The organism is Anditalea andensis (assembly GCF_000714815.1).
GTDB classification, from domain to species: Bacteria; Bacteroidota; Bacteroidia; order Cytophagales; family Cyclobacteriaceae; genus Anditalea; species Anditalea andensis.
Map to the genome: position 1 here is coordinate 51,943 of NZ_JMIH01000023.1, position 25,695 is coordinate 77,637.

The window sequence follows — 25,695 nt, forward strand, 5'->3', positions numbered from 1 at the left end:
CCCTTTTACATTTAATTCAAAGCAATATAAAATCAGCAGATGGAGATGATCTTGGCTACTTTGCCGTTTAACACATAGGTATCCCCGGCTGCTTTTTCCATAAGTAATTGGGCTACAGGGGCATTTGGAGAGATGGCAAATACATCTGAATCACCAGCCTTCAACTTCCCATAAGCCACAGAAATATAAAAAACCATGCTATCTGTGACTACCAAACTTCCAGGCACTGCCTTTAGAAATATTTTATCAGGCTTAAAATTTTTGACTATTTCCAATTGCTTTTCATAATCTTCCAAAACCTGCTGATACTTCTCCCTTTCCTGCTTGATCATTTCCCGGCCTGTTTCATATTTATCCCCTGCACTACTCTTGGTTTCACTTTGACCGGCTTCTTTCAGATCTTCTAAAGAAGATTTAAGATCCACGATGCGCTCCGACAAAGCTTGCATTAAGGTACTTTGTACAATTATTTTGAACTCCTTCACACTTTTATATTACTTTTGCGGATAAATATCGCTATTAAAAAAAGCCCTTGAGCGCATTTAATTATTCTTGATCCAAAAACATGTCAATAAAAAACGGATTCATTTTAGGTATTGCCATTTTTCTGATATTTATACTTTTCAGAAACCAAATTGTAGATGACACCCTGCAAATTATTTTTGCTATGGGCTTTGTATTCGCTGAAGGGGTCATCATATATTTAGTTTCTAAAAGACTGAGATAATTAGTTACAGTTATCTTTTCTGCGCGTATCTATCACATAGGTGATTTTCCACTGTCCGTCTATACGGATAAATTGAAAAGAATTTACACCACAATGGCTGAAGCCATCATTTACATAAAATCGATATGGTGTCCATGCTGACGCTATATCTCCATCCACTTGTATATGGTAATCCTGGATCCTTTCATCCAAAATAGTTTCTGGCGGGGTTACAGCGACACGGTTTATAAATTCATTAACTGAGTTGGATCCCAGTTTGGTCCCGTCAGGCGATTGGGCCGCAGTGTGCATTACAGCTTCAGAGTGGAAGGATTTTTCGATTAGCTGCTGATCTTTATCCCGCATTCCCTGAAATAGATTAGAAATAACCTGTTGGATCTCATTCTTATCCTGAAGCTGTTGGGCATATAGCGGTAAAATTGAAAACAAAAGGAATGTGCCAACAATAAGTTTTTTCACCATTATCGCTGCTCTATAGCACCCGCTGTGCTGGTTTTTATATCCACAATATTGGGGTTACCGCTATAGTACACCTTGGCGGCTGTAGCAGCAGAACCTTTAATCGAGTCTTTGATCCTGATATCAGCTTTAGCAGCAGTATTGGCTACGATATCTGCAGTATTAGCCTGAAGATCTTTTGCATTGATTTCTGCACTGGTAACTGCTCTTATATTTAAGTTATCGGCAGTTCCATTTATAAATATCTTAGCATTTGAAGCTGCATCCAACTGAAGGTTTGAACAGTTGACCTTTGCCTCCACATAACTGCTCGTAGATGCTGTAATCTTGACGGTTTTTGATTCGATTACATCTTTGAAAAAAACCCTGGAACTAGTAGAAGCTTCTATCTGATCTATATCCACATAGATAACTTTAACTCGGACTGACGTAGATCTGAAATTTCCCCTTGCCAGTTTTATTTCAAGCTGACGGTTAGTTATATTAGTTTCCACTTTGTCCACATCCAGACCACTAGCGGTGATCTGTATTTCATGCCTATCACCTTTTTCAAATTCAGCTTCTATGGCATTAGATATTTTAATGCCATTAAATGCAGATAATTTCCGGGTATCTTCGCTGGTTTGCCCATAAGCTTGGGGAGCTACCAGTACGGCTATTAATGCTATTAGATAGGTTATATTTCTGATCATATAAATAAAATTATTAATTAAACATCTCAAAATTATTAATTAAACTCCTCCGTATAATTTGAACGTCATATTTCTCAATGAAGAATTAGTGGCCGCATAATGCATAGCCTCTGCTACATCTGCAGTATTGACCCACTCGGCAAAATCCCCCTCAGGCATCGCTTTTCTATTTTCAGGGGTATCCATTATACTGGGCACAAATAAATGGGACCTGATTTTGGTTTCCTTGCACTCTTGTGCTACCAGATCCGCCAGCTGGACCACTAATCCTTTGCTCAACGCATAAGCAGCTACGTTTTTTCCGTCTTCCGGATGTAAGGCAGGCCTCGCCCCCACAAAGAGAAAGTTACCTTTATTGATCTTTTTCATACTTGGAAGAAAATTTTTCACCATATTAAAAGCACTAAAAAAGTTTAATTGGATCATTCTAGCTATATCTGATGCTTTACTTTCCTCTATGGTAGTACCTGCATACCCCCCTACCAGCATGGCTACTGTATGGATATCCCCGTATTGCATGCTCATCTCTTTACAGAACTCAGCTACCCGGTTTTCATCCGTTACATCAACTTCATATACATCGTCTGCTTCTTCCACTTCTTGTCCACTATCTGGCTCAATAGTGGCTATGACCTTAAAGCCTTCACGTTTAAATTTTTCTACTACTGCTTTTCCTAAATTACCGGCTGCACCGGAGACTATGATATTCCTATCCATAAGTAAGATTGTATTATGTTTGTATTCTAAAAAAGCATTCAGTACAGACCCTGTTCTGAATGTGTCATTTCCGAATAAGATTTAAAATTAAGATTTATTTCTTGAAACTCTATGAATAACGAAAAAACCCAGATTCAGGTTAAAGAAAATCATAAAAGGGCAGTTTTTATTATAAAGCTTCTCGTATTTATTTTTTTGTTAGTGTTTGAAACATTTTTTTTCAACAGGTTAAATGAAATGCCTGAATTGATCATCAGGATTATAAAAACTGCCATATTTTTTCTTGGCAGCAATATCATCATTTCTTTAGGCAGAATGTTCATTGTCCGCTTTTATCTCAGAAGAAAAGGCATAAATATGTTACATAGCAATTTTGTATTGGGCATCAATAGAATAGCGAGTATCCTTATGGGTATAATTACCATAATTGCAATTATGCTTTTAGTAAACATTGATCCCGTGAATTTTTTCACCAGTATCACGATAGTTGCTGCGGCTATAGCACTTTTGTCCAAAGACTATATTACCAATATGATCAATGGCCTGATCATCATGTTCTCCGACCAGCTGGCACTTGGAGACAATGTACGGATAGGTGATCAAAAAGGTAAAATTATGGATGTAACACTTATAAACCTGGTATTGCTAAATGAAGATGATGATATTATCATGATTCCAAATAATATTGTATTAAATTCTCAGGTCATAAATCATAGCAGGCAATACATTAAGAAATTAACCTTTGATTTTGAAATAAAAATCCATCTGTTAAATTTGGATAAGGTAGAAAGCTTTCTGAAGGAGGCTCTCCGAGAAAATGAAGCGTACATTACCGAAAACAGCTTCAGCATGAAAACCATATATATCCATAAAGACGCTGTGAAAGTTAAATGTCAGTTTTTGCTAAACGCCTCTGAAAAACAAATAGAACGCGACATCAAAAGAAAAATCAATCAAGCCATAATAGACTTAGCAGGTGAAGCACAATAAAGAAAATTTATATGATCTGATTTATCAAATTGTAGATCAGATTCCAAAAGGGAAAGTGACAACTTATGGGGCTATAGCCAACAGTCTGGGCATTAAAAGTGGCGCACGTATGGTAGGATATGCTATGAATGCATCCCATTCCATGTCAGGTCTACCCGCGCACCGGGTAGTGAACCGTAATGGAGTGCTGACAGGAAAACATCATTTTGACGATCCAGATGAAATGCAAAAGAGGCTAGAACTGGACGGCATAGCTGTGCAGGATGATCAAATTGTAGATTTTAAGAAACGATTTTGGGACCCATGCCACATAGGTGATATGTGATCTTGAATATTTACCATTTATTAGATTTTTTTTACATATAATTCATTATATTTATCCACTTTTACCAATAACTTACATCTATTACAAAGATTTAGTAATTATATGTTTTAAATTCATATTTTAAGTATGATTTTTGTTAAATTCATTTATTTAACTGCAACTCTTTAAGATACACTATAATGGAAAAAAAACTAAAAAGTCATATAGCGGAAAATCTACGCAAACACAGGGTATTGAGAGGCTATACCCAAGAATATATAGCAGAATTTTTAGGTAAAAAAGATTATACGGCTTATTCACGATATGAACAGGGCAGATCCAACCTGAAAATGGAAGACGCCATAAAATTGGCCGATCTGTATCAAGTGGATGTGCAGGAGCTCATCACGGTTTCTCCCACCATATCCGGAGCTTCAGAAAATACAACTTCTAACGGTAAATACCTTTCGGTGCTGGTAGAGCTGGATGGCAGTCCAGAAAAACTTGAAAATAATATAAAACGACTGAAAAAGATAAATGAATTGATTACCAAAGATGAATTTTAGCTGATAACATCTTTCCTTCTAATGGCCAGTAATCCAGCAAACATGATCATGCCATTCAGTATTAATATTTCAAATCCAAATTTATAACCGTTAAACCACGATTCTGAATTTTGGCTGATGATAAAGGCCGCTATAGGGGCAGCCACTGCTATAAACGGAACCCACTTATCCTTAACGTTCCATTTAGTAAAAAGGCCAAATGAATAAAGCCCCAAAAGCGGTCCATATGTATATCCTGCAATGATAAAAACTGCATTTATTACACTTTGGTCATTGATCCATCTAAACATCAAAATGACGAGAAACATCACCGCCGTAAAAAACAGGTGCACCCTTTTTCTTACTGCTGATTGCTTTTCCTTAACATACCTTTTTTCAATTTCTAAAAAATCATAACAAAAAGAAGTCGTCAGTGCAGTGAGCGTAGAATCAGCACTTGAATACGCTGCAGCTGTAATGCCTAAGACAAAGACAATTCCTACAAAGGCGGTAAAGTGCTGGGTGGCCAGAAAAGGGTAAAGATCATCCGAACGTAACGGCATTTCTATACCATGTGCTTCAGAATACAGATAAAGTAAAACACCAAGAACAAGTATCATTAGATTCACGAAGACAAGGATTATGGTGAACCAAAACATATTTTTTTGGGCTTCACCCAGATTTTTACAAGTAAGGTTTTTTTGCATCATATCTTGATCCAAACCTGTCATTACTATAGTTATAAAGGCCCCGGAAAGGAATTGCTTATAAAAATTAGTGCCTGATTGCCAGTCCCAGTTGAAAATCTCAGAGCGATGATCCTCCCTAACAGCATTAACCAAGTCTCCCACCCCAATGATATTTAGATCTTTGGCAATCAGATATATGCTTACCCCTATAGCTGAAAGCATAAAAAACGTTTGAAGTGTATCAGTCCAAACCACGGTTTTGATTCCTCCTTTGTGGGTATATAGCCAAATTAAAGATACAGTAATCAATACGGATACCCAAAACGGAACACCCCAATGATCAAACAATATCAGCTGCAAAACTCCAGCGACAAGAAACACCCTGATAGAAGAACCTAAAGTACGGGACAAAATAAAAAAGAAAGCCCCGGATTTATATGACCAAAATCCAAAGCGCGCTTCCAAATAAGCATAAATGGACACCAGATTCAACTTATAATACAATGGCAAAAGCACCAAAGCTATCACAGTATAGCCTAAAGTATATCCCATTACCACCTGAAAATAGTGAAAATATGTATTCCCAACTTCTCCAGGCACAGATATAAATGTCACTCCTGACAATGAAGCGCCTATCATACCAAAAGCAACCAGAAACCAAGGTGACTGCCTATCTCCTGTAAAAAATGTATCAGCAGACACATTTCTACTAGTGAGATAAGAAATCAAAAACAACAATAAAAAGTAAGAAGTTATAATTATTAAAACTAAATTGGAATCCATATTGTATTAATGTAAAGCGCGATAAAGTTGTCTATAATTATTAACTTTGCAAAGTAATTATATGATCGACGTATAAAAATATGCGTATTACTCATATGGCAAGTTGGAAAAAATATCTTTTGATATATGTCCGACACGATTTGAAAAAAAGTATAGAACTATGAAACCATTTGAAAAAACGTACGACCAGGAATTAGAATTATTGTTAGAGGAAGAAATTGATACCGAAGCCTATGATCTGGTAGTGTTCAATGATGATGTAAATACCTTTGACCATGTTTCTAAAATATTGATCAAAGTTTGCAAGCATACCGCAGAACAAGCAGAACAGTGTACCCTAATTATCCACTACAAAGGAAAGTGTGCGGTAAAAAAAGGTAGCAGAGCCCAGCTAAAGCCTATGTGTGAATCTATATTGGACGCAGGAATACAGGCAGCCATAGTTTAATCAGACCCCTCTCTGTGAATTTTCCATCCAAATTAATTGAGGATGCGGTTAACGAGATCAGCCGACTTCCCGGTATTGGTAAAAAAACCGCTTTAAGGCTCACTTTGCATCTTCTAAAACAGCCAGAATCCTCTTCTCAATCTCTTTCCCATGCTATAGTAAAATTGAGGACTGAGGTACGTTATTGTATTATATGCCATAATATTTCTGACCAAGAAATATGTTCTATATGCAGCAGCCACAGAAGGGACAAAAGCCTGATCTGTATAGTGGAAGATATACCCGATGTTTTGGCAATAGAAAATACTGCCCAATACAATGGATTATACCATGTTTTAGGTGGAGTGATCTCCCCGATTCAGGGAATAGGGCCTGATGAACTAAAGATAGACTCCCTACTGCACCGCATAGATACGGCGGCTGCCGATGATAAAGTTCAGGAAGTAATTCTGGCACTGAGCGCTACTATGGAAGGCGATACTACCTCTTTTTTTATTACACGTAAGTTAAATGAAAGGGGGATAAAGGTAAGCACCATTTCAAGGGGAATACCTATAGGAGGAGAACTGGAGTTTACCGACGAAGTCACACTAGGAAGAAGCATTCTAACCAGGATAAGCTACAATGCTGAATAGTCTATTGCACTTAAATGTTACAATGTTTCCAAATTGAATTTATTTTTTTCTTACCCTGATTTTAAGTGCGGTTATGAAGTCAATAAACAGGTTGCACACTCTTCCAAAATATATTTTTTGTATACCAGATCCCTGCAAACAGGTAAGTTAATTAAATTCTAGTTTTAATAATAACATTAGAATAACCTAAAAATCATAAAAAAACCTGCTTTTTCAAGCAGGTTTGGTGGAGGATAACGGATTCGAACCGATGACCTCTACACTGCCAGTGTAGCGCTCTAGCCAACTGAGCTAATCCCCCATTACGAGCGCAAATATAGGGACGATATTGTAATTCACAAATAGAATCCCCAAATTAGCATTAAATAAATAAGTACTTGGAGGGGTCCGAAAACTAACACTATATTTATCAGACTGATAATCACCCCTCAAGCATCAACTTAAGAATATGACCATCAAAGCCATCTGTACCGATATAGACGGTACACTTTTAAATAAAGATAGGGAACTTTCACCTACCACTATACAGACCATCAATAGGCTGCCCAAGGATTTCCCAATAATACTGGCCTCCTCCAGAATGCCTTCTGCCATGAGACACTTACAACAAAGCCTCAAAAGACTGGAAAATCCGCTGATCTGTTACAACGGGGGATTTGTGATAGATTACCAGTCAGAAGAGCTTATCCCTATAGACAATGTTTCTATCCCATTGGAAATATGTTGTAAAATATATGAGCTTACCCGCTTTACTTCCATCCATCTTAGCCTATATAGTAAAGACGAATGGTATGCGCCGCAGATGGATTACTGGACCGAAAGGGAAATCAGAAGCACCAAGGTCCAGCCAAAAATAAGGGATTTCTCTTCAGTCATGGAGCTTTGGAACAACGCTGCTGCTGGAGCACATAAAGTGATGTGCATGGGAAAAGCAGAGGAAATAGAGGCGCTTTTTCTGGAAATGCAGAATGTTTTTTCAGATGACCTCCACTTATACAGATCAAAAGATACCTACATAGAAATAGCACCAAGAAAAATATCCAAGGCCAGTGCTCTCAAAGCACTGCTCGATAGCCGCTACGATATACAGATGCATGAAGTGATGGCTTTTGGAGACAATTACAATGACATAGAGTTGCTAAAGGCCGTAGGTCTGGGGGTCGCTGTGGGTAATGCCCGTGAGGAAGTAAAAGCCATAGCAGATGAAATCACCCATTCAAGCATAGATGATGGGGTAGCTTTTATGATAAATAAATACTGTCTAAGTTAAAGAAGTCCATCTCCGCTTTCAGATTCATCTACAGCTCTGTAAAGGAACTGCATAAAAGGCTGCATCAGGCTAAATGTATGTAGGGAGGTCTCAATGACTTTTCCCTCTTTGATCAGATCATCAGGTAACAGCGTAAACACCTCAAAACTCTTATATCTTAGCAGGTCGATATGGGGATGCTCTTGATCATAATCCCTTGGAGAAGTTTTTAGCTGTTCGCCTTTTAGACCTTCAAATGCTTTTTGAAAGCTTGGCTCTGTAATAATAGATCTAAGTTCTTCTCCCGAATAATCTATTTCCTGTCGTAACCTTTTTAATATATCAGCAGGTGGCATATACAGACCACCTCCTACAAAGCTTTTGCCAGGTTGGATATGTAAATAATATCCCGGACCATTTGATTTTTTTCCTCCTAAAGCAAAATATGCTGCCATATTAATCTTATATGGCATCTTATTGGCGCTGAACCTGACATCCCGATTTTGACGAAATACGCAGTCCTTAGGCTTGAAATTAGCCATGCCTGGTTCAATTTCGATTAGTCCATTTAATAACTTTCCTACCTCTTCGACAAATGCTTCCTTTACCTCCAGATACCAGGATTTGTTTTCGTCCATCCAGGCTTTCTGATTATTCTCACTTAACTGCTCTAAAAAAATAAGCGTGTTTTTATTCATAAATATTATAAATGTTCCATTTTAAATAACGCATTCCCTATAGAATGCTGACTATACCGTATTTATTCATTATTGATCCCCCCCTATTTTTGCCATGTTTTTGGTTTGGATAATAAAAAAACCAATCAATCTACTGACTGCTGATCTAAGAAGTAAATCAATAACATCAAATGAACTCTACCAACCCCTCCATTTTCATGCCCCTACTACCTTTAATCAATATAAGATAATCTTCTAGCTGGGAATCCTGCAGCCAGTTTCTGAGTGAAAATGGGTCAGGAAAATAAAGTGCATTTGGTGCTTTTTTCAAAGCAGCACTTACTAATTGTCCTGTAAAACAGACTTTCTCGATCTGATACAGACTTACCAATTCTCCAAGTTTCTCGTGTTCAGCCTCAGCATAGGTTCCCAACTCATACATATCTCCCAGGATCACCATTTTATATTTCCGGCCTGTCATTTCCCCAAAGTTTCTAATAGCCCCTTCCATACTAGTAGGATTGGCATTATAGGCATCTAGAATGATGAGATTAGTTCGTTTTTCTATCAGTTGAGAACGCATGTTTGCAGGTGCATAATTACCAACTGCCTCCGTAGCTTTTGGTTCAGGTACCTTAAAAAAATCACCTATTGCAAGTGCCGCAGCAATATTTTCATAATTAAATGCCCCAAGCATCTGTGTGGGATGCACTGTGCCATCAGCAGTCTTATATTTAACAAAAGGATCAGCACTTACCAATTCACAATAATAATCATCTCCTTCTGTGGGATATAGAAATGGATGATCCATCCTTTTGACCATATTGGACAAAGTGGGATCCTGTGAATTAACAAAAATTTTCCCTCCATGCTTTATAAGATATTCGTAAAGCTCTGTCTTGGCCCTGAGTACTCCTTCAAATCCGCCAAAGCCTTCTAGATGGGCTTTACCAATATTGGTGATCATACCATGAGTAGGGAGGGCTATATTACAAAGCTCTGCTATATCCCCCACCTTATTAGCGCCCATCTCTACGATAGCAAATTCGACGTCATCAGTGATAGCCAACAAGGTGAGGGGTACACCAATGTGATTGTTCAGATTACCCCTGGTGGCATATGTTAGGTACTTTTGACTCATTACCAAATAAATGAGTTCTTTGGTAGTGGTTTTGCCATTACTGCCTGTTATGGCAAATACAGGTATCGGTAATTGTTGCCTATGGTGTCTTGCCAAGTCCTGCAAAGCAGTCAACACATCTGGCACCCATATATAGCGGCCATCGTTTTGTCTGAAATATTTTTCATCATCAATGACCACGTAGGAGGCTCCCAAATCCAGTGCTTTTTGGGCAAATTCATTGGCATTGAAAGATGGGCCTTTAAGTGCAAAGTACATATTCCCTTTCTGTATATTGCGGGTATCAGTACTGATCCCTGTTGCAGTTTTATATTTTTGATACAATTCTTGGATATCCATTTATTATCGAATTCTTAATTTATTCTTCAAAATAAGTAAATGCTTTACACCTACACTTGAAATCTTACGTTTAATTTGAGTAATTTTATTATTCCATCAAATTTATAATGAAGTATTACTGTACCCTATTTTTCTCCCTATTTTTTCTGACCGTGTCCTATGGGCAAAAAAATTTTAGCCTAGTAGATGCGCCTGATGTATATGTTAATGGACAACTGCTTCCCTTCCCTTTTGCGGGCGGAATCAATGCTGCGCAGATCCAGTCCATGGACGTCACCGGAAACGGGCAAGAAGAGATGGTCATCTGGGACCGCAACAGCAGAAGATTATTGGTATTTGAGGATGGGGAAAGCGGTCTAGTCTATAAACCTGAACTACAATACCTCTTCCCCGATGATGTGAATGGGTATTTAGTATTAGTGGATTATAATGGAAATGGCCGTAAAGATCTTTTTACCAGCAGTCCCTTTGGTATAAAAGCATATATGAATAGAGGACATTCCAATCAAATGTTACAATGGGAAGTGGCCCAAAATTTTCTGCGGCTGGATGGTGGATCCAATGTTCAGGCTAACAACCTCGATATCCCCGTGATCATGGATATAGACGGAGATGGTGACCTGGACATCATTACCTTTAATTTTGCTGTAGGTGATTATCTGGAATATTACCGCAATACCAGTATCGAGCGAAAAGGCAGTGCCGATATAGATGGCTTTGCTGCGGCTAGGCTCCGTTGGGGAAATTTTGAGTTTTGTGGATGCGGTCAGTTTGCCTTTGGCTTTACCTGCGCAGGCAGTCCTATACAAAATATAGATAGAAGTGTAGAAGAAAATCTGAGGCTCCAGCATATAGGAGGACATTCGCTCTTGCTGTATGACTTTACGGGAAATGGCATTTTAGATATGGTAATGGGACAGGATGAATGTGATGTTTTATATTTTTTGCCTAACTCAGGCACTAATGAGTCACCTGTTTTTACTACGGTGTCCACTACCCTACCCGGCCTGGGACCTCTGCCGGCATTCCCTATATTTCATGTTGCCAACCTGTATAAAGGGAATCTCATCATATCTTTAAATGCTTCCAATAGGGCTCAAGAATATAATATTGATTTTAGCAGAAGTTTAAAAAAATATTCCCGTGGAGACATGGGATGGGAATCATCTCCGGCGGATTTCCTCCAAAACCAAATGATAGACCTGGGTGAAAATGCACGCCCTTTTTTTATAGGCAACAGAACCCAGGGAGAACTGCTGGTAACATCCAACCAGTTAATCGATGGACAGGTGACGGGATTATTGAGCAGATTCAAAATGGACCAAAATGGTCTGACATTACTGGAAGAAGATTTTCTTAATCTTTCGGACCTGCAACTCACCGATCTGCAGATTCAGCAATCGGGCAATCATTTTTTCTATTCTGGAACAAGGATGGAAAATTTTGTATCCATCCGGTCACTTTTTTATAACCAAGGAGGATTGGATGTAGGAAGTGCTCAATCTGTGTCTATCCCTGAGGTTTCTCTTCGAGGAAACGATCACCTAGAGTTTTTTATATTTGGCAATCAAACCTATCTTTTATTAGCCCGCCAGACAGGTGAACTATTAAGATATCGCGTTAATTTTGATCCAAACCCATCCTTTCTTTTATTAGATAGAAATTACCTCGGTTTTTCGGACAATCCTGCTACCCGTAATCTAACGGTGCATGTGGCACAGGAAGCATCTCCTCACTCATTAGATTTATATGCAATAGACCAAAGAGGAAGGCTTTTGTCCATTGTGGATTTCATGAACCAAAACAAAGTTCAGGATGAGCTATTAATTTTTCACAATGGAGCAGCAAATACCCAATTCGGTAGAAACACCTGGATAAGCAGTATTCCGGATATTTTAACTGGAAGATCTGATTTAATTATGGGTACGGCTGCAGGAGGACTGATTTATCTCCGCCAAACTATAGATCAAAACCCCGTAGAACCAAGACAATGGCAATTAAAACTCTATCCCAACCCTACTGATACCTTCCTTACAATCTTATCATCTGAAGATGCCGATGCACAGCTGGTCAGCCCCCTAGGTCAGGTTTTAATCAATTCCATCTCACTAAAAGCAAGAGAGCCTAATACAATCAATATACAGTCCTATGCTCATGGATTATATTATCTAAGGTTTACCAGCAATAATGGTGAAAACATCAGTAAAAAAATCATCATAAAATAACACCTTTATCACCTAGGAAGGTAAATTTATCATGGCATACAGATGGCATTATTTTATTTAAATTAAAAATGGATTCTTTTCTCCAGACTGACTATTAAATCATACATGTCCTTATTATTGCCCAAAGAGTTCTAGGGTACACTATTCTTCTATCACAAACTTATCTCCATCTTTCAAAAATGGAAATTTTGCCCGTGATTTTTCCAAGGCCTGTTTGTCTAGATGAATGATGGCAATTTCTTCCCTATCACTTAAAAAACAAATCGGATCTCCTTTAAAATCATAAGCAGATGTATGACCGACATAAGGTATATCATTACCGTCCACCCCTATGCGATTTACTCCGACAGCGTAACTTTGGTTTTCTATAGCCCTGGCTTTGAGCAATGCATCCCATGCGCTGATCCTTGGAGAAGGCCAAGACGCTACAAAAAATATCATATCATAAGAAGGCATTCCCTCCACCCCTTTATTTCTACTCCATACCGGAAACCTTAGGTCATAGCATATTTGAGGCCTAATGTTCCATCCCTTTAAAGAAAGTATAATGTTATCCATGCCAGGGCTGAAATGCTGATCTTCGTTGGCCATGCCAAAGAGGTGCTTTTTATCATAGAATTTCACATCTCCTTCAGGAGTTACCCATAGCAGTCTATTATAAAAGTAGTCGCTATCTTTGATGATGAGACTACCTGTGATGACAGACCCGGTCTGGGATGCCATTTGTCTCATCCACTTACCGGTATTAAAATTCATGTGTTCGGCCAATTCCTCTACATCCATGGAAAAACCTGTATTAAACATCTCAGGAAGTATGATCAAATCCACCTTATCCCTTATAGACCATATTTTTTCTTCTAACATGGATAAGTTAGAAGATTTATCTTTCCAATATATATCTGTTTGGACCAGTGCGACACTTAATATATTACTATTAGACATATGATGGCTATAAAACTTAAATTGCCAAGGATTTACCCCTGGCAATGAATCAAAATTTAGTTGGACAGATTATCTCAGCGGGTAAATCATTCTATAATCAGTAGACACCTTCCCTTTACTGACATCGATGAGCTTGCTTTTCAGGAGACGTTTTTTCAACCCTTTAAGATAATCCACAAATAGAATACCTTCAAGGTGATCATATTCATGCTGAATAACCCGGGCAGTCATTCCGGAGAATTCCTCCTCATGGAGCTTCCAGTTTTCGTCATAATATTCCAGTGTTAATTTTTCAGGCCGGATAATTTCGGCACGTATTTCAGGGATGCTCAGGCACCCTTCCTCAAAACCGAAATCATCTCCATATTCATCCAGGATGATAGGGTTGATAAATGCTCTTCTAATACCCTTTTCCTCATCCTCTTCATCGAGCATCAGAGAGCTATCCATCACAAACAGCCTGATCCCTTGGTTGATTTGGGGAGCAGCAAGTCCTACACCTGATGCATTTCCCATGGTATCAAACATATCCGAAATCAATGCCGAAACATCCTTTCCCTCTTCTATTTCTTCGGCTTCTCTTTTTAAAATTGGATTTCCGTAAGCTACTATCGGATAAATCATAATTGCTCTAAATAGGTTTGTAAAATTATAGCAGCACTTACCTTATCAAGGTTACCTGCTTTTTCTTTTCTGTCTTTCTTTTTGCTGCCCATGGTGATCATTGATTGCATGGCCATTTTTGAAGTAAATCTTTCGTCCACCAGCAATACTTTTTTATCGGGATATTTATTGGCCAGCCTCCCTTTCAGATTTAAAACTGGCTGGGTCATCTGCGTATCTGCGCCATTCAGTGCTTTGGGATGGCCTATGATGATGGTATCTACCTCTTCTTGGGCAAAGTATAGCTCCAGATAGGTGATAAGGTTCTTTGTCTCCACAGTTTCCAGAGGGTTAGCCAGCATCTTTAGGGTATCTGTAACCGCTATCCCAGTTCTTTTTGTTCCCAGATCAATCGCTATCACTCTTCCCATCTAATTGCTTTGGATTTGAATCTGGATTTTTCTTTTCACTTCTTTTTCCAATTCTATCACTTTAGGAAATAGCAGATCATTTTCTATACGGGCATGTATGATCAGTTCTTTTTCAAATTCCTGCAGATGGTGGTATAAAACCTTTATTTCAATGCCTGTATTTTTATTTATTTTATAATTATCCGTGAGTTTTCTGATGCCCTCCATCTCATCATCATGGGCATCATGCTCTAGGGCCATATCATGGGTAGGTTTTGCTTCTAGGATTTTAAGTGCATCCAGTAGACTGTACTGTCTGTTCTCTATTTGGTGTAATAGTGAAATCCTTTTAAACAAAGTATTTTCTTCTTCATGTATATGGTGAATGAAATCATCCACAAATAATGGAAACATTAAATTCAAATCATCCATGAGACCTTTATATGCTTCTGAAGGCTGTATTCCCGCAATCATATGGGATAGAAAGGGTAGCTGTTGACATACAAAATGATAATGTTTTTTTCTTAAATATTCAACCAGTACTTCAATCGGGTGCAGGTATAATTCTTCAGAGGAAGGTTCTTTATTACTGGCCCATTTCTCCAGTACTTCCATAAGTTGGATAGGTTTTACCTTAAATTTCTTACAAACTTCCTCCAGTGATTTTTCTCCGTAAAGATAAAACTTAATCCCAAAATGGTGCAGTACAGCAGCAAAGACATAGTTTTCTTTAACTAGTTCAGTGATGGAACGCTTTGGAATGTTTTTAGAGTTTGGCATATATATACAAAAGTAAAATTTTTTCATGTAAAAAGACGTTAAAAAGACTATCTAAAATGAATTTCTTGCGTTTATAAAAACGAAATAGTAGAAAATCATGTTAAGTTGTATATTTGGCAATATACTCCTATGCCAGAATTGTTTTAATCATTAAAAATACCTGATAAAGTGAGCGAAGAAAGAAATAATCAAAACCACGAAGATGTGACCCAAAAGAAAAATACGAGCGCCCAAATCAGGTTGCCCATCATATTGGCCCTTGCTATATCAGCAGGTATTTGGATTGGTGCTACATTTGCCGAACCAAAATCCGATAGAAATGACCTTAAAGCAGCTTTGTACAAGATTCAGGAAATAATCACCTATATCAATAGAGATTATGTGGATAGTGTAAATACTAATGAATTGGTAGAGCATGGTATAGAAAAGATGCTTGAAAAATTAGATCCCCACTCTGCCTATATCTCTGCCAAAGATGCGCAGCTGGCAAAGTCCCAGCTTGATGGAGAATTTGACGGTATAGGGATAGAATTTGGAGTACTGCGCGACACTATATATGTAGTGGCACCTCTGACAGGAGGTCCTTCCGAAAAAGTAGGCATTCAATCAGGAGACCAGATTATCAAAGTTGATGGTAAAACAGTAGCTGGAACAGGTGTGACCAATCGGGATGTATTCGATCTTTTAAGGGGTCCTAAAGGAAGTCAAGTAGATCTTGCTATTAAAAGAAAACATCAAAATGATATGGTGGATTTTACCATAACTAGAGATAAAATACCTCAGTACAGTGTAAATGCTTCTTATATGATCAATGATGAAATTGGTTATATAAAAGTTACCAGATTTGCTGCAACTACCTACGAAGAATTTAAAAAATCAATAGAAGAGCTTAAGGCCCAGGGGATGACCAAACTTATGCTGGATCTCCAGGGTAATCCAGGAGGATACATGGGAGCTGCTATCAACATGGCCGATGAAATGCTTGGAGAGAATGCATTGATAGTATCACAACAGGGCAAGTTAAGTAGGTATAACCAAAAAGCTTATGCTGTAAAGCCTGGTACGTTTGAGCATGGATCTGTTATTGTATTGATTAATGAAGGAAGCGCATCAGCATCAGAAATCGTAGCTGGGGCTATTCAGGATAACGATAGAGGACTGATCGTAGGCCGAAGATCTTTTGGTAAAGGACTGGTGCAGATGCCGATAGACTTATCCGATGGAGCTGAACTTAGGTTGACAATCGCAAGGTACTACACCCCCACAGGTAGGTCTATCCAAAAGCCTTATGGTGAAGGAGAAGATTATGGCAAAGATTGGGAAAACCGATTTGAGCATGGAGAATTCTTTACTGCAGACAGTATTAAATTCGATGACAGTCTGCGTTATGAAACCAAGGGTGGAAGGCCTGTTTTTGGAGGAGGAGGTATCATGCCTGATTACTTTGTGCCTTTGGATACTACTATGAATAGTGCGTATATAAACCGATTGTTTGGCTCTGATTCTGCCCGAGAATTCATTCTCGGCTATGTAGATAAGAACAAACAGAAATTTGAAAATATGAGTTTTGAGGATTACCATAAAAACTTCGAAATCACAGACGCAATGCTGAAAGAAGTCATTCGCATAGGCGAAGCTAACAAAGTGAAATTTGATGAAAAAGGGTATAATAAATCAAAAGATTACTTAAAAATCTTATTAAAAGCCCATATGGCTAGAAGTGTGTATGATGATAATGCATTTTATAAAACCATAAATGAGATCAATGAGGTGTACATTCAGGCATTAAAGCTATTTGATGAAGCAGAAAATCTTGCTTTCCAGGGCAGCCGATAATTTTAAATGATGAAAAAGTGCAAAAAAGGCAGGTTTGATAACCTGCCTTTTTTGCATCCATATAGGAATAAATACTAATCTTCCATGTTATCACTTCAAAGCTTAACTCCATATATTAGGATTGGTTTTGGAGAAATTATTGTTTAATTTTTTGTCCAGATTTATAAGCTTCACTTAAAAACTTATTAAACCCAAAATATCATGAAATTAATATATTCTTTAATTTTAATTATTATGACTTCAGGAGCACAAGGGCAAGGGCTTTCAGTAAAACTAAACCACATAGCCGTACAGGTCACCGACCTATCTACTAGTAAAAATTTCTATGAAAACATTATAGGATTAAAACAAATCCCTGACCCTTTCAATGATGATGTGCATGTATGGTTTAACATAGGGCACAGTCAGCTACACCTTATAGAAAACGGAATAGTGGAAGGTGAGCAGGATAAAAATAGTCACCTTTGCTTTTCTGTCATCAATATGGATAAATTCATTGAAAGACTGGAAAATGCAAACATTACTTATTCAGACTGGCCTGGTAAAGAAGGTGCAATCACTAAAAGGCCAGATGGAGTAAAGCAAATCTATTTCAAAGATCCAGATGGTTATTGGATAGAAATAAACGATGATCATATTAGGCCTTAAATATAAATTGACTTCATATAATTTGACCAAATCATAGAAAAGCATTTAGAAAATAGCCAAATCTGAGAGCAACTTTTCTGAACAAATAAAAAAATCCGGGACATTCTCTAAACTCAGTAAAGTATAATCAATTGGTTTAATTTAAAATAAAAAGGGAACTAATCAGCTCCCTTTTTATTTTATTTAATTCTCTTCATATAATCCACTTGGCCATCTGTCATTTGAACTATTGATATCAGGTATGACCCTATCTGGATCTATCTGAATCGCTGTTACATTTTTATCTGATTGGATCAGGTGGTTCCACTGATTACCTCTTTGCCATATTTCCACAGGAAGTTTAACCCTTTCTTTTGAACCGTCTTCATAGGTGATTTCAAGTAAGATGGGCATAGGTATTTCACCTCTATTCGATATGGAAGCCACATATCTACCCGGCCCATATGGATATACTCCATCTATTGACAGATCTATATTGCCTGTTCCATAAAACCAGCCATTCCAAAACCAAGCTAAATTCTCCCCTGCTACACTTTCCATATGATTGAAGAAATCATTTGGCTGCGGGTGTTTGAATGCCCATGTTTTGATATAGGACCTAAAGGCATTATCAAACCGCTCTTCACCCAAAATATATTCCCGTAACATGATCAAACCTATAGCAGGCTTCATATAAGCAATCATGCCCAGATTTCGGGTAGACGCCACATCTGGATAGGTATCTATTCCTTCTCTTTCCCTGCTGGTAAGCCAGTTGGTATATCTCCTTGTCTGATTTAATGTAGAAGGGTATTCACCAAATTCTAATGTACTGTAATGATTTATAAAAGTGTTAAACCCTTCATCCATCCAGGCATATCTTCTTTCGTTTGTACCTACAATCATAGGAAACCAGTTATGACCAAATTCATGGTCGGTCACACCCCAGAGTGATTCACCTGTAGATTGGTAACCGCAAAAATTTAATCCAGGGTATTCCATCCCCCCTATATCAGCAGCCACATTTACAGCGGCAGGATATGGATATTCATACCACTTTTCCGAATAGTGCTCTATAGAAGCTTTACTATACTCCGTAGATCTGCTCCAGCCATCCTCCACATCACTTTCTTTAGGATATGCAGATTGAGCTATTATCTGCTTGCCACTTGGCAAGTTGATTCTAGCGGCATCCCAAATAAATGCTTTAGAGGATGCAAAAGCGACATCTCGAGAATTTTCTATTTTAAAATGCCAGGTAACCTTTCCATCCTGACGAGGCCTGGTCAAATTGGTATTTCCTACTTCTTCAGGAGTTATGATATAGACCGTAGTATCACTTTTACTGGCATTGTTTAATCTGTTCTGCAATTCTCTTGGAAGTACCTGAGCTGTGTTTTGCAGTGCCCCAGATCCCACTACGATGTGATCAAACGGAACTGTGACCTTGTATTCAAAATCCCCATAACCAAGATAAAACTCACCTGCACCTAGATAGGGTTCTACATTCCATCCCACCACATCATCAAATACAGCTACCTTAGGATACCATTGAGCCAAAGCATATATGGTTCCATCTGCTACTTCTAATCTGCCCATTCTATCCATTCCCTGCTCAGGGATTTTGAAATTAAAATCCATAGAAATGCTAGCCGTACCACCATTGGCAGGTATAGGCTCTGCAAAAAACACCTGCATCCTGGTATCATCTATTATGTGTCTATTAGATGAAGCACCTCTTCTTCCTACCGTAGCATTAAGATTTTGGATCTCATATCCACCATCCACGTCACCTGAATACCTATTACCCTGAATGGGAGTAGTCAATGTACCTCTGCTATCCGGTTTAAACCTGTTTTGTTCCAGATGAAGCCATACAAAATCTAGGGAATGCGGACTATTGTTTCTATAGTTTATCGTTACTTTTCCGGTTATGGTATGCTGCTGGTCGTCGAGTTCAGCCTCAATATTATAATCAGCTCCATTTTGCCAGTAACTGGGGCCTGGAGTACCCATGGCAGTCCTATATGGCGTGCCCTGTCTATAAGAAATATCCCTGAATTTCCCCATATTAGTTTCTGTAACCTGCTGAGCTTCTACTCCCCAAACGCAACTGGAAACTAAAAGGGAAAAAATAATTTTACGCCAAATGTTTTTCATAAGTGAATATCTAAATTATCATTACGCTAAAATACATAAACATATTATAACTCAAAAAGCATATGTTACTGTAGTACATAAAAGTAAAAAAAATACCTAGACATATTTCCTTTGGGAAGTTTCCCCTTTTAAGTGCAAATTTGCCTCTCCAATTTATGAATCCCTATGAAAAAAATATTACTTATAATAGGATGGATGGTATCCTATTACTCCCTATATGCTCAAAGCGACTCCTCTGCAGTAGAGCTCTCAGAAATTATCATCAATGAAAACAGGTTACAGATACCCTTCAACAAAACTTCCAGAAACATCGGCATAATCGGCAGAAAAGAAATAGAAACCACACCCGCCAGAAGCCTCCAAGAAATCCTGTCATTTACGCCAGGAGTAGATGTAAGGCAGCGGGGTGTCAGTGGAGTACAAGCCAACATAGGAATCAGAGGTGGTAATTTTGAACAAACGCTAATGCTCATTAACGGCATAAAGCTGACTGATCCCCAAACAGGGCACCATATGATGAATATCCCCATACCGCTCCAGGCTATACAGCGTGTAGAAGTCTTAAAGGGTCCTGCATCAAGAATTTATGGACAGAATGCCTATGCTGGGGCAATAAATGTAGTGACTACATTAGCAGACACAAAAAGTTTAAATTTTCAAGGGTATGGTGGAGATTTCGGAATGCGGGGCGCTAGTCTGGTTACATCTCTTCCTATAGGAACATTTAGACAAACAATTTCTGCCAGCCATGATGCCTCGGATGGGCATTGGTACAATTCAGATTTTAAGGTGAGTAATCTTTTTTATGAAGGAGGATTTGCCCTAAACGAAGATAATGAAATAAAAATTATGGCAGCAATGAGTGATAGATCATTTGGTGCAAATGGTTTTTACACCAATGCGTTTCCAGATCAATGGGAAAGTGTACAGACTTACTTATCGGCCCTCAGCCACACCTATGCTAAAAATGATATATATCTTCAGACCAGAGCCTATTGGAGAAGAAACGTAGATGAATTTCGGTTACGAAGGAATGAGCCTCAGTTTTCTACCAACAATCATATCTCTGACGTATTTGCGCTGGAATTAAACGGAAGCTATACAAGTATTGCGGGCATGACAGGTTTTGGCATTGAAGGCAGACGGGAAGAGATCGACAGTAATAACATAGGCCTTCGCCAAAGAGCGTTTCTAGGGCTATTTGCCGAGCACCGTATAGCCTTCGGGGATGGCTTCGACTTTAGAGCTGGGATTTATGCTAACTACTATGATGAATATGGATGGAAACCTTTTCCCGGAGCAGAACTCGGTTATCAATTAAGTAATCATTCCAGGCTATATACTAACTATGGGGTAAGCTACAGAATACCATCTTTCACCGAATTATACTACGAAGACCCCAGTAATCTCAGTAATCCCAATTTAGAGCCAGAGCAGGCTCAAAATTTTGAGATAGGATACCGGTTTCACAAAGAGCGATTCAGATTTGAAACAAATTACTTTTATAGATATACCCAAAATCTGATCGACTGGACCCGTTCCCCAAGTGAGGCTATACCAAACCCAAATCAATGGCAACCCCGGAACATCAGCCAGGTCACTTTTCATGGTCTGGAAACCGGATTTATCTACGCTATGAATGCAGGCTCCAGACATTTAAGACTTACAGAAGTTTCCTTTTCATATAATTACATCGATGCAGCATTGATACAGGCAGAGGGTGTCGAGTCAAGATACTCGCTTAATTCACTTCGCCACCAATTAATAGGCGGTATCCAAACAGAAATTGTACAAAGATCTGAGCTGACGGTTAAAGCCAGGTATCTGGAAAGAATGGCATTGGAACCATATTTTCTTCTAGATGCAAGGATAGATTATAATAGGTTAAAAACTTTGGGATTCTTTGCAGAAGCCTCCAATATCACGAATGCAGAATATATAGAGGCAGGTTTTGTCCAGATGCCAGGCAGGTGGTTCCGGGCAGGGATCAGTATAAACCTGGAATAGATATAAGTTATAATTGATTACTTATTAGTTAATATAGAGGTGTACAACCTTCTATGCGAGGATGTACACCTAACATATATAAATTTTAATCAGCTAATGCTATTTTAATATTTTTTAAACTTCATAATCAATGATATACAGAAGAAGTATAGAATTTTTTAATTCAAAAATTTGCACCTAATGAAATTAAAACTACCTTTGCAATCCAATTAGACATCAAAAGGGATGTTAATTTCATTGGGAGTTTAGCTCAGTTGGTTCAGAGCATCTGCCTTACAAGCAGAGGGTCGGGGGTTCGAATCCCTCAACTCCCACACTTGAATTCAAAAAAGGTGAAGGTATTTTCTAATAATTTTCCGGGAGTTTAGCTCAGTTGGTTCAGAGCATCTGCCTTACAAGCAGAGGGTCGGGGGTTCGAATCCCTCAACTCCCACATTCAAGCCTCATGTGAGGCTTTTTTTGTTTATGACCTTTTTCTGATGGCTGCTCTACTCTACATTTTGCATTCTATAATGCTTGATAAATATTACATTGGACATACCTCAGAACCAATTGATGAAAGGCTAAGGAAGCATCTTACATCACATTCCGGTTTTACATCTAAAGCAAAAGACTGGAAAGTGGTATACACTGAAGAGTTTTTCGATAAATCCCAAGCGTATAGAAGAGAAGTACAAATTAAAGGATGGAAAAGTAAAAGAAGGATACAAGAACTTATTGATAGAACCAGATAGCTCAGTTGCTTCAGAGCATCCCGCTCTTTTGAGCGGGAGGGTCGGGGTACCCCCGAAAGCTTTCGGGCCTCAACTCCACCTTTAAAGTCTATCAAGAGGCTTTTTAGAATTAAGCCAATTTTTTTTATCGTAGCTCTACTTTACATTCCATGATTCAACTATTTATAACTACCTATAGTTATAAATTTATACCTTCATCATTTTATAAAATTTAAAAATAATAAATTATAAATATGCCTTTAGGAGAAAAATTGGAAAATTATATCTACCAAAATCGCGAATTGATGATAATTTTAAGGGAAATGATCTCACCTTAATCGCCAATGACTTAGGCGAAGCAATTACCTTATTTATAGGCCATCGGAAAGATAATGGGGATATAAAAGGGGAGCACTATGTACGTAAGATAGTCAAAGATAAAATCTGGAAAAATTATCAAAAGCCACTGGGACAATAAAGGAAAAGTAGGATAAAAGATAATATTCACAATTCCAATTCCATCTTTACATCACACCTAGCATATTTGCCGCATTCTTTAACAGCTTCTTTAAATCCCATTTTTTTATAGAGGGATAATGCAGGTATCAGCTTACTGCTGCTATACAAAATGATCTTATCAGCACCTTTTTTTCTGGCTTCTTCTACTATGCCCATGATCAGAAGCTGGGCCACTCCTTTTCCCTGCGCTTCTGGAACTACTCCCATTTTGATGAGCTCAAAACTATATTCATCATCAGCCCTAATTAAACCAATAGTTCCTATTACTTCCTCTCCATCTTTAGCAAAAAGAATAACCCCTCCATTATCAATAATATGTCGGTCCGGCTCATCCAACTGCGCCATATCAAATGGTTCGATGGTAAAATATTTAGTTACCCATTCTTTATTAATGCGTCCGAAATGGATCTTTAGCTCCGGAGTATAGGGTACTATAGAAATTTGGTTCATAAAACGATTATATCAAACTGATTTTTTCTATGAAATTTAAGATTTTTAATTCTTTTTAAAAAAACCTGATATGAGATTAAGAAAAAAATCATGTCTTTTTTAAATTTTTCATTCTCTGCGCTTCAATAATAAATACTAAGGTTTCCTAAACAGGGCATTACTCTAAAACTGATAAAAAAAGCCCCGGTGTGATTTCCGAGGCCATAAGATTAAATGACAATATTAATAATGGATAAGAAAAACTCACTTACTATATATCTTACAGGTATTGTTACCTGACCCTTATATTTAAATGTGGAATTTGATCCCTTGTGCCAATGGAAGTTCAGTGGTATAATTGATAGTATTGGTCTGTCGTCTCATGTAGGCTTTCCATGCATCTGAACCGGACTCACGGCCTCCACCTGTTTCCTTTTCACCACCAAATGCTCCACCTATCTCTGCCCCTGATGTACCTATATTTACATTGGCTATGCCGCAGTCTGATCCGGCTACTGAGAGGAACAGTTCTGCTTCCCTCATATTGGTAGTCATAATGGCGGAAGACAGCCCCTGTGGCACGCCGTTGTGCATATCTATAGCTTCGTCCAGATCCGAATATTTCATCAGGTATAATATGGGAGCAAAAGTTTCATGCTGCACTATCTGGAAATGGTTTTCTGCTTCGAAGATACATGGCTTCACGTAGCAACCGGATTCATAACCCTCACCTTCCATGAGGCCTCCTGCTACTACTTCTTTACCTCCTTCTGCTTTTACTTTATCTATCGCTGCTAGGTAGCTATTCACTGCATCCTTATCGATTAAAGGTCCTACATGAAAATTTTCATCCAGCGGATTTCCTATAGTCAGGTTTTTATAAGCTGATGCAAGTCGGGATTTTACCTCCTCATAAACAGTATCATGAACAATCAGCCGTCTGGTGGAGGTACATCTTTGTCCAGCAGTACCCACCGCACCGAATAATGCTCCTCTTATAGCTATATCCAGATCGGCATTGGGGGTGATGATGATGGCATTATTGCCTCCGAGTTCCAGCAAAGATCTGCCTAGCCTAGAACCGACTGCTTCTCCCACCAACTTACCCATGCGCGTAGAGCCTGTAGCTGATACCAGAGGTATTCTTTTATCATGGGAAAGGTATTCTCCTACTTTGTAATTCCCTATGACTAAAGATGAAATCCCTTCAGGAAGCCCATTATCCTTAAAAACCTTGGCAGCTATATGCTGACATGCCAATGCAGAAAGGGCCGCTTTTTCAGAAGGTTTCCAGATACAAACATCCCCACACACCCATGCCAACATGGTATTCCAGGACCAGACCGCTACGGGGAAGTTAAAAGCCGAGATCACCCCCACTATACCCAATGCATGCCATTGCTCATACATCCTATGCCCAGGACGTTCTGAATGCATGGTGAGACCATACAGCTGGCGCGAAAGACCTATCGCAAAATCACATATATCTATCATCTCCTGGACTTCCCCCAATCCTTCCTGATAGGATTTGCCCATTTCATAAGAAACCAATTTACCTAGATCCTCTTTTCTTTCTCTAAGTGCATTCCCTATCTGCCTTACTATCTCCCCCCGAAAAGGAGCGGGCTTCTTTCTCCAAAACTTAAAGGCTTCCTGTGCCTTTTCGACAACTGCCTCATAGGCTTCCTCACTTGTGCTCTGTACTTTAGCAATAGCTAGCCCATTTACAGGAGAATAAGATGTTTGGTACTCCTCATTTGTCTCCATCCATTCTACACCGGTAGAAGTCCCTAAATTTTCTTTATTTACATGTAGCCTCTGTAGCGCTTCTTGAATACCAAAATTATCAGTCATAAATAAAAATGTTTTAGTCTAAAATAGTACTGATCCAAATCTACTATATTCATTTACCAACCACAACCGAAGCCTCAAATTTTAGAATTATTCCTCTCAGCATATAGGATCCATCATCCATTAATAGTCAAAAAAAAGGCCACCCAAAATGGGTAGCCCTTTTATCTAACATAAACCAACTAAACACTATCATCA

The 25,695-nt window shown here is 38.4% G+C and carries 25 protein-coding genes and 3 tRNA genes; 13 read left to right on the forward strand and 15 right to left on the reverse strand.

Going from position 1 to position 25,695, the window contains the following annotated elements; all coding sequences use genetic code 11:
* Window positions 1–32 precede the first annotated feature (32 nt).
* From EL17_RS14825 to EL17_RS14840, 4 genes are all read right to left on the reverse strand, one after another.
* Window positions 33–449, reverse strand: coding sequence for a hypothetical protein (locus EL17_RS14825; RefSeq protein ID WP_051720019.1), 417 nt, complete (start codon window positions 447–449; stop codon window positions 33–35).
* Window positions 450–727: 278 nt separating this feature from the next.
* Window positions 728–1,189, reverse strand: coding sequence for a nuclear transport factor 2 family protein (locus EL17_RS14830; protein ID WP_035075707.1), 462 nt, complete (start codon window positions 1,187–1,189; stop codon window positions 728–730).
* Window positions 1,189–1,878, reverse strand: a complete 690-nt coding sequence (locus EL17_RS14835) for a head GIN domain-containing protein (RefSeq protein WP_051720020.1) — start codon at window positions 1,876–1,878, stop codon at window positions 1,189–1,191. Before EL17_RS14835 ends, EL17_RS14830 begins: the two co-directional genes overlap by 1 nt.
* 39 nt (window positions 1,879–1,917) lie before the next feature.
* Window positions 1,918–2,595: an SDR family NAD(P)-dependent oxidoreductase gene (locus EL17_RS14840; RefSeq protein ID WP_035075709.1), complete on the reverse strand. Its 678-nt coding sequence runs from the start codon at window positions 2,593–2,595 to the stop codon at window positions 1,918–1,920.
* Between the two features lie 111 nt (window positions 2,596–2,706).
* On the opposite strand from EL17_RS14840, the gene EL17_RS14845 reads away from it, so the two are divergent.
* From EL17_RS14845 to EL17_RS14855, 3 genes are all read left to right on the forward strand, one after another.
* Window positions 2,707–3,585, forward strand: coding sequence for a mechanosensitive ion channel family protein (locus EL17_RS14845; protein ID WP_035075712.1), 879 nt, complete (start codon window positions 2,707–2,709; stop codon window positions 3,583–3,585).
* Window positions 3,572–3,910, forward strand: coding sequence for an MGMT family protein (locus tag EL17_RS14850; RefSeq protein WP_035075724.1), 339 nt, complete (start codon window positions 3,572–3,574; stop codon window positions 3,908–3,910). The genes EL17_RS14845 and EL17_RS14850 overlap by 14 nt, the downstream gene beginning before the upstream one ends.
* 179 nt (window positions 3,911–4,089) lie before the next feature.
* Window positions 4,090–4,455, forward strand: coding sequence for a helix-turn-helix domain-containing protein (locus tag EL17_RS14855; RefSeq protein ID WP_035075727.1), 366 nt, complete (start codon window positions 4,090–4,092; stop codon window positions 4,453–4,455).
* Here the strand turns inward: EL17_RS14855 and EL17_RS14860 are convergent.
* Window positions 4,452–5,906 carry a sodium:solute symporter gene (locus EL17_RS14860; protein ID WP_035075730.1) on the reverse strand — a complete coding sequence of 485 codons (1,455 nt, stop codon included), beginning with the start codon at window positions 5,904–5,906 and terminating at the stop codon, window positions 4,452–4,454. The genes EL17_RS14855 and EL17_RS14860 overlap by 4 nt on opposite strands.
* A gap of 160 nt (window positions 5,907–6,066) precedes the next feature.
* On the opposite strand from EL17_RS14860, the gene EL17_RS14865 reads away from it, so the two are divergent.
* Together EL17_RS14865 and recR are read left to right on the forward strand one after the other, a co-directional pair.
* Complete coding sequence (locus tag EL17_RS14865; protein WP_035075734.1) at window positions 6,067–6,354, forward strand: ATP-dependent Clp protease adaptor ClpS; 288 nt, start codon at window positions 6,067–6,069, stop codon at window positions 6,352–6,354.
* Between the two features lie 14 nt (window positions 6,355–6,368).
* Window positions 6,369–6,989: a recombination mediator RecR gene (gene recR, locus EL17_RS14870; protein ID WP_035075737.1), complete on the forward strand. Its 621-nt coding sequence runs from the start codon at window positions 6,369–6,371 to the stop codon at window positions 6,987–6,989.
* Between the two features lie 224 nt (window positions 6,990–7,213).
* On the opposite strand, the gene EL17_RS14875 is transcribed toward recR, so the two are convergent.
* Window positions 7,214–7,290 (reverse strand) — tRNA-Ala (locus EL17_RS14875).
* 147 nt (window positions 7,291–7,437) lie between these two features.
* On the opposite strand from EL17_RS14875, the gene EL17_RS14880 reads away from it, so the two are divergent.
* Window positions 7,438–8,259: a Cof-type HAD-IIB family hydrolase gene (locus EL17_RS14880; RefSeq protein ID WP_035075740.1), complete on the forward strand. Its 822-nt coding sequence runs from the start codon at window positions 7,438–7,440 to the stop codon at window positions 8,257–8,259.
* Here EL17_RS14880 and EL17_RS14885 read toward each other — a convergent pair.
* Together EL17_RS14885 and EL17_RS14890 are read right to left on the reverse strand one after the other, a co-directional pair.
* Entirely contained in the window at window positions 8,256–8,936 is a 681-nt protein-coding gene (locus EL17_RS14885) for a DUF2461 domain-containing protein (RefSeq protein WP_035075743.1), read from the reverse strand. The genes EL17_RS14880 and EL17_RS14885 overlap by 4 nt on opposite strands.
* Before the next feature lie 166 nt (window positions 8,937–9,102).
* Complete coding sequence (locus EL17_RS14890) at window positions 9,103–10,395, reverse strand: UDP-N-acetylmuramoyl-tripeptide--D-alanyl-D-alanine ligase (RefSeq protein ID WP_035075746.1); 1,293 nt, start codon at window positions 10,393–10,395, stop codon at window positions 9,103–9,105.
* A gap of 107 nt (window positions 10,396–10,502) precedes the next feature.
* Between EL17_RS14890 and EL17_RS14895 the strand changes: the two genes are divergently transcribed.
* Window positions 10,503–12,620: a T9SS type A sorting domain-containing protein gene (locus tag EL17_RS14895; protein WP_035075749.1), complete on the forward strand. Its 2,118-nt coding sequence runs from the start codon at window positions 10,503–10,505 to the stop codon at window positions 12,618–12,620.
* Window positions 12,621–12,761: 141 nt separating this feature from the next.
* Here the strand turns inward: EL17_RS14895 and EL17_RS14900 are convergent, their stop codons facing one another.
* From EL17_RS14900 to EL17_RS14915, 4 genes are all read right to left on the reverse strand, one after another.
* Window positions 12,762–13,562 carry a nitrilase family protein gene (locus tag EL17_RS14900; protein ID WP_035075751.1) on the reverse strand — a complete coding sequence of 267 codons (801 nt, stop codon included), beginning with the start codon at window positions 13,560–13,562 and terminating at the stop codon, window positions 12,762–12,764.
* A gap of 69 nt (window positions 13,563–13,631) precedes the next feature.
* Window positions 13,632–14,186: a peptide deformylase gene (gene def / locus EL17_RS14905; protein ID WP_035075754.1), complete on the reverse strand. Its 555-nt coding sequence runs from the start codon at window positions 14,184–14,186 to the stop codon at window positions 13,632–13,634.
* A complete protein-coding gene (ruvX, locus tag EL17_RS14910) occupies window positions 14,183–14,596 on the reverse strand; it encodes a Holliday junction resolvase RuvX (protein WP_035075757.1) in 414 nt (137 codons plus the stop codon). The genes def and ruvX overlap by 4 nt, the downstream gene beginning before the upstream one ends.
* The gene (locus EL17_RS14915) at window positions 14,597–15,382 is read right to left on the reverse strand and encodes a hemerythrin domain-containing protein (protein WP_240486002.1); all 786 of its coding nucleotides are present in this window, start codon (window positions 15,380–15,382) and stop codon (window positions 14,597–14,599) included. It abuts the gene before it with no gap.
* 177 nt (window positions 15,383–15,559) lie between these two features.
* On the opposite strand from EL17_RS14915, the gene EL17_RS14920 reads away from it, so the two are divergent.
* Window positions 15,560–17,191, forward strand: coding sequence for a S41 family peptidase (locus EL17_RS14920; RefSeq protein ID WP_035076481.1), 1,632 nt, complete (start codon window positions 15,560–15,562; stop codon window positions 17,189–17,191).
* A 201-nt stretch (window positions 17,192–17,392) separates the two neighbouring features.
* A complete protein-coding gene (locus EL17_RS14925) occupies window positions 17,393–17,839 on the forward strand; it encodes a VOC family protein (RefSeq protein WP_035075763.1) in 447 nt (148 codons plus the stop codon).
* A gap of 183 nt (window positions 17,840–18,022) precedes the next feature.
* Here the strand turns inward: EL17_RS14925 and EL17_RS14930 are convergent, their stop codons facing one another.
* Window positions 18,023–19,978 (reverse strand): M1 family metallopeptidase, encoded by a 1,956-nt coding sequence (locus EL17_RS14930; protein ID WP_035075766.1) that lies wholly within the window; start codon window positions 19,976–19,978, stop codon window positions 18,023–18,025.
* Window positions 19,979–20,143: 165 nt separating this feature from the next.
* Here EL17_RS14930 and EL17_RS14935 point away from each other — a divergent pair, with 165 nt between their 5' ends.
* The 4 genes from EL17_RS14935 to EL17_RS14950 all read left to right on the forward strand — a co-directional run bounded on the left by EL17_RS14935 (window position 20,144) and on the right by EL17_RS14950 (window position 22,719).
* Complete coding sequence (locus EL17_RS14935; protein WP_084166235.1) at window positions 20,144–21,985, forward strand: TonB-dependent receptor; 1,842 nt, start codon at window positions 20,144–20,146, stop codon at window positions 21,983–21,985.
* A gap of 239 nt (window positions 21,986–22,224) precedes the next feature.
* Window positions 22,225–22,299, forward strand: a tRNA-Val gene (locus EL17_RS14940).
* A 44-nt stretch (window positions 22,300–22,343) separates the two neighbouring features.
* Window positions 22,344–22,418 (forward strand) — tRNA-Val (locus EL17_RS14945).
* A 46-nt stretch (window positions 22,419–22,464) separates the two neighbouring features.
* Window positions 22,465–22,719 (forward strand): GIY-YIG nuclease family protein, encoded by a 255-nt coding sequence (locus EL17_RS14950; RefSeq protein ID WP_035076485.1) that lies wholly within the window; start codon window positions 22,465–22,467, stop codon window positions 22,717–22,719.
* A 483-nt stretch (window positions 22,720–23,202) separates the two neighbouring features.
* On the opposite strand, the gene EL17_RS14955 is transcribed toward EL17_RS14950, so the two are convergent.
* Together EL17_RS14955 and amaB are read right to left on the reverse strand one after the other, a co-directional pair.
* Window positions 23,203–23,667, reverse strand: a complete 465-nt coding sequence (locus EL17_RS14955) for a GNAT family N-acetyltransferase (protein WP_035075768.1) — start codon at window positions 23,665–23,667, stop codon at window positions 23,203–23,205.
* A 288-nt stretch (window positions 23,668–23,955) separates the two neighbouring features.
* Window positions 23,956–25,500: an L-piperidine-6-carboxylate dehydrogenase gene (gene amaB, locus EL17_RS14960; protein ID WP_035075770.1), complete on the reverse strand. Its 1,545-nt coding sequence runs from the start codon at window positions 25,498–25,500 to the stop codon at window positions 23,956–23,958.
* Between the last annotated feature and the right edge of the window lie 195 nt (window positions 25,501–25,695).